The organism is Streptomyces sp. FH025 (assembly GCF_017427025.1).
Lineage (GTDB): Bacteria > Actinomycetota > Actinomycetes > Streptomycetales > Streptomycetaceae > Kitasatospora.
Genome location: NZ_JAFLNG010000678.1, coordinates 1 through 4,202 on the forward strand (window position 1 = coordinate 1; position 4,202 = coordinate 4,202).

Annotated in this window: 2 protein-coding genes; both read left to right on the forward strand. The window is 73.1% G+C overall.

The features are described from left to right. Positions 1–113: 113 nt before the first annotated feature. The gene (locus J0670_RS31905; protein ID WP_207815457.1) at positions 114–2,912 is read left to right on the forward strand and encodes a penicillin acylase family protein; all 2,799 of its coding nucleotides are present in this window, start codon (positions 114–116) and stop codon (positions 2,910–2,912) included. Positions 2,913–3,028: 116 nt separating this feature from the next. Next, a partial coding sequence (locus J0670_RS31910; protein ID WP_207815459.1) for a pyridoxal-phosphate dependent enzyme occupies positions 3,029–4,202 on the forward strand: 1,174 nt, incomplete at its 3' end.

Genomic DNA, 4,202 nt, shown 5'->3' on the forward strand with positions numbered 1-4,202 from the left:
ACCCGACCGCCAACTCCGCCCCGCCGGGCGCGAAATGGCATGCACGCCACTAGCCAACCGTCCAGTAGCGCCCCTACCGTCGACTCCCCGTGACTTCGACGGAGGAGCTCGCCTTGCGCCTACGCCCCCACCGCCTCCGATTCCGGTTCCCGGCCGCCGCCCTCGCGTCGGCCCTGCTCGTCACCACCGCCCTGACCACCGCACCGGCCACCGCCGCCCCCACGGCGACGGCGGCCGACTACTGCGCCGGCCGCTGCAACGACATCCTGCCGCCCGGCGAGAACGGCAACGCCACCCTCGCCGAGATCCTCCTCAACCGGGCGTTCGGCACCCGCCCCGCCCACACCGACGACCAGCTCGGCCCGTACGCCGCCCTCGCCTCGGGCTACCCGGGGCTCACCGAGGCCGGGCTGCGCAGCTTCTTCAACGACGCCTCCTTCGGCGTCCCCGCCGACCAGGTCGCCAGCACTACCGCCCCGCGCCCAGACGTGACCATCGTGCGCGACAAGGCCACCGGCGTCCCGCACATCACCGGCACCACCCGCTACGGCACCGAGTTCGGCGCGGGCTACGCCGCCGCCCAGGACCGCCTCTGGGTGATGGACCTGTTCCGGCACGTCGGCCGGGGCCAGCTGTCCGGCTTCGCGGGCGGCGCCGCCGCCAACCGCCAACTGGAGCAGAGCTTCTGGCAGGCCGCGCCGTACACCGAGGCCGAGCTCCAGCAGCAGATCGACACCCTCGCCGCCCGCGGCGGCCGGGCCGCCCAGGCGCTCGCCGACGCCACCGCCTACCTTGACGGCATCAACCAGTATGCCAAGGAGGCCTACAACGGCCGCACCTTCCCCGGCGAGTACGACCTGACCGGGCACATCGACCCGATCACCAACGCCGGTTCGATCGAGCCCTTCAAACTGACCGACCTAGTCGCCCTCGCCTCCGTGGTCGGCGCGCTGTTCGGCTCCGGCGGCGGTGGTGAACTCGCCTCCGCCCAGGTCAAGTCGGCCGCCGAGGCCAAGTACGGCAAGGACGCCGGCGACGCGGTCTGGAAGTCGCTGCGCGAGGCCGACGACCCGGAGGCCGTCCAGACCCTGCACGACGGGCAGAGCTTCCCGTACGCCACCGTGCCCGACGCCCCGCAGGGCCAGGCGCTGCCCGACCCCGGCTCGGTGGTGCCCGAGCGGCTGGTCTACGACGCCACCGGCTCCGCCAACTCCGCCGCCACCACGGCGAACGGTGTCCTGCCCGGCAACCTGCTCACCGCCCGGCACGGCATGTCCAACGCCCTGCTGGTCTCCGGCGCGCACACCGACGACGGCCACCCGGTCGCCGTGTTCGGCCCCCAAACCGGCTACTTCGCACCGCAGTTGCTGATGCTGGAGGAGATCCAGGGCCCCGGGATCAGCGCACGCGGCGCGGCCTTCGCGGGCCTCAGCTTCTACGTGCAGCTCGGCCGCGGCCAGGACTACGCCTGGAGCGCCACCTCGGCCGGGCAGGACATCACCGACACCTACGCCGTCCCGCTCTGCACCACCGACGGCTCGCCGGTCACCACCGCCGCCAACTCCTACCTCTGGCACGGCCAGTGCCTGCCCTTCGAGCGGCTGGACCGCCAGGACGCCTGGAGCCCGACCACCGCCGACTCCACCCCGGCCGGCTCGTACACCCTGACGATGTACCGCTCCAAGTACGGCCTGGTGACCGCCCGCGGCACGGTCGGCGGCGCCCCCGTCGCCTTCACCTCGCTGCGTTCCACCTACCGGCACGAGGCCGACTCCATCATCGGCTTCCAGGAGCTGAACGACCCCAGCGCGGTGCACGACGCGGCGAGCTTCCAGCAGGCGGCGCAGGACATCAACTACACCTTCAACTGGTTCTACGCCGACTCCCGCGACATCGCGTACTACAACTCCGGCAGCAACCCGGTGCGCGCCCCGGGCGTCGACCCCGGCCTGCCCGTGCTCGCCCAACCCGCCTACGAGTGGGCCGACTTCGACCCGGCCACCAACACCGCCCGGTACACCCCGCCGGCCGAGCACCCGCAGTCCGTCGACCAGGACTACTACGTCTCCTGGAACAACAAGCAGGCGAACGGCTACGCCACGGCCGGCTTCGGCAACGGCTCGGTGCACCGCGCCAACCTGCTCGACGACCGCGTCAAGGCGCTGCTCGCCAACGGCGGCAAGGCGAGCCGGGTCTCGCTCACCCAGGCCATGGAGAGCGCAGCCCTCGCCGACCTGCGGGCCGAGGACGTCCTGCCCGACCTGATCCGGGTGCTGCGCAGCGCACCGGTCACCGACCAGAGCGCCCTCACCGCGCTGCAACAGCTGGAGGCCTGGCTCGCCGACGGCGCCCAGCGGAAGGAGACCTCGCCCGGCAGCCACACCTACGCGGACGCCGCCGCGATCCGGGTGATGGACGCCTGGTGGCCGCTGGTCGCCGACGGCGTGATGCGGCCGGGGCTCGGCGACCAGCTGTTCACCGCGCTGACCGGCGCCCTGCAGATCAACGAGTCGCCCTCCGGCGGCCAGACCGGCGCCACCGGCGGCGGCCCGGTGAGCGCCAACGAGGCCATCCCGCACAAGGGTTCGGCCTTCCAGTACGGCTGGTGGAGCTACCTGGACAAGGACCTGCGCTCCGTCCTCGGCGACCGGGTGGCCGGCCCGCTGGCCCGCCCGTTCTGCGGCGGGGGCGACCTCACGGCCTGCCGAACCGTCCTGCTGAACACCCTGAAGCAGGCCGCCGCCCAGACACCCGCCCAGGTCTACCCGGGCGACGCCGACTGCCCGGCCGGCGACCAGTGGTGCGCCGACACCATCATCCAGCGCCCGCTGGGCGGAGTGACGGACTCCAAGACCACCTGGCAGAACCGCCCGACGTACCAGCAGGTGGTGCAGTTCCCCAACCACCGGTGAGGCAGTACCGCCGGCGCCCCCACCCCCGGGGGCGCCGGCGGTTCCCCCGAGGAATCACAAATCAAGGAATCACAAATCCACCCCTGTAGCACCTGAAACACCCTTACGCTACTTACATGAAACCCGCAGACTCCCTCGCGACCGGCCAGCGCTCGCTCGGTGACCCCGACCTCGACTACCCCCTCTGGCCCCCGCTCACCGCGGGCTGCCCCCGCACCGGCACGGCCGACGTCGCCTACCCCGTCGAGGTCGACTACGCCTACGACAAGCTCGACCCGGCCACCCTCTTCTCCCCCTCAGAAAAGCGCCACGGACTGGAACGCTGGGCCCCGCTGCTCCCGCCGCTGACCGCGCCCGGCCTCGGCGAGGGCGCCACCCCGCTGGTGGAGCTCGAACCCGGCGTGTACGTCAAGGACGAGTCCCGCAACCCCACGTGGTCCCACAAGGACCGGCTGAACCGCTGCACCACCAGCGCCGCCGTGGGCGTCGGCGCGCCCGGCATCGCGGTCGCCTCCTCCGGCAACCACGGCGCCTCGGCGGCCGCCTACGCCGCCCGCGCCGGACTGCCCTGCGTCGTCCTCACCGGCCCCGACCTGCCGCCCGCCGTCGACTCCTTCCTCAACGCCTACGGCGCGGTGGTCCTGCCCGTCCCGTGGGAGGCGCGCTGGCCGCTGCTGCGCCAGGTGGTCGACCGGCTCGGCCTGCACCCGGTCAGCAACCTGACCACCACCCACACCGGACACGCGTACGGCCCGGAGGGCTACAAGACCGTCGCGTACGAGATCTTCCAGGACATCGGCGTGCCCAGTGCGGTCTTCGTGCCCACCGGGTACGGCGAGCTGCTGTTCGGCGTCTGGAAGGGCTTCGCCGAGCTGCGCCGCCTCGGCCTGGCCGACCGGGTGCCGCGCGTCTTCGCCTGCGAGCCCGCCGCCTCCGGCCCGCTGCACCGGGCGCTCGCCGAAGGCCTCCCGGCGGCGCACGTGCCGGTGGCCCCGAGCGACGCCTACTCGATCAACTCCCCGGTGAGCGGCTACCGGGGCGTGGTCGCGGTGCGCGACAGCGGCGGCCGCGCACTGACCGTGGACGACCGCCAACTCGCCGACGCCCAGGCCGAACTGGCCCGCGCCGGCCTCTGGACGGAACTGTCCTCGGCGGCCGGACTGGCCGGGCTGCGCAGCCTCGACCCGCCGGACCTCACCGACGGCGGCCCGGTGGTCTGCATCTCCACCTCCAGCGGCTTCAAGGACAAGGGCACCGCCGCCCGCCGGACCGAGCCGGTCACCCCTGAGT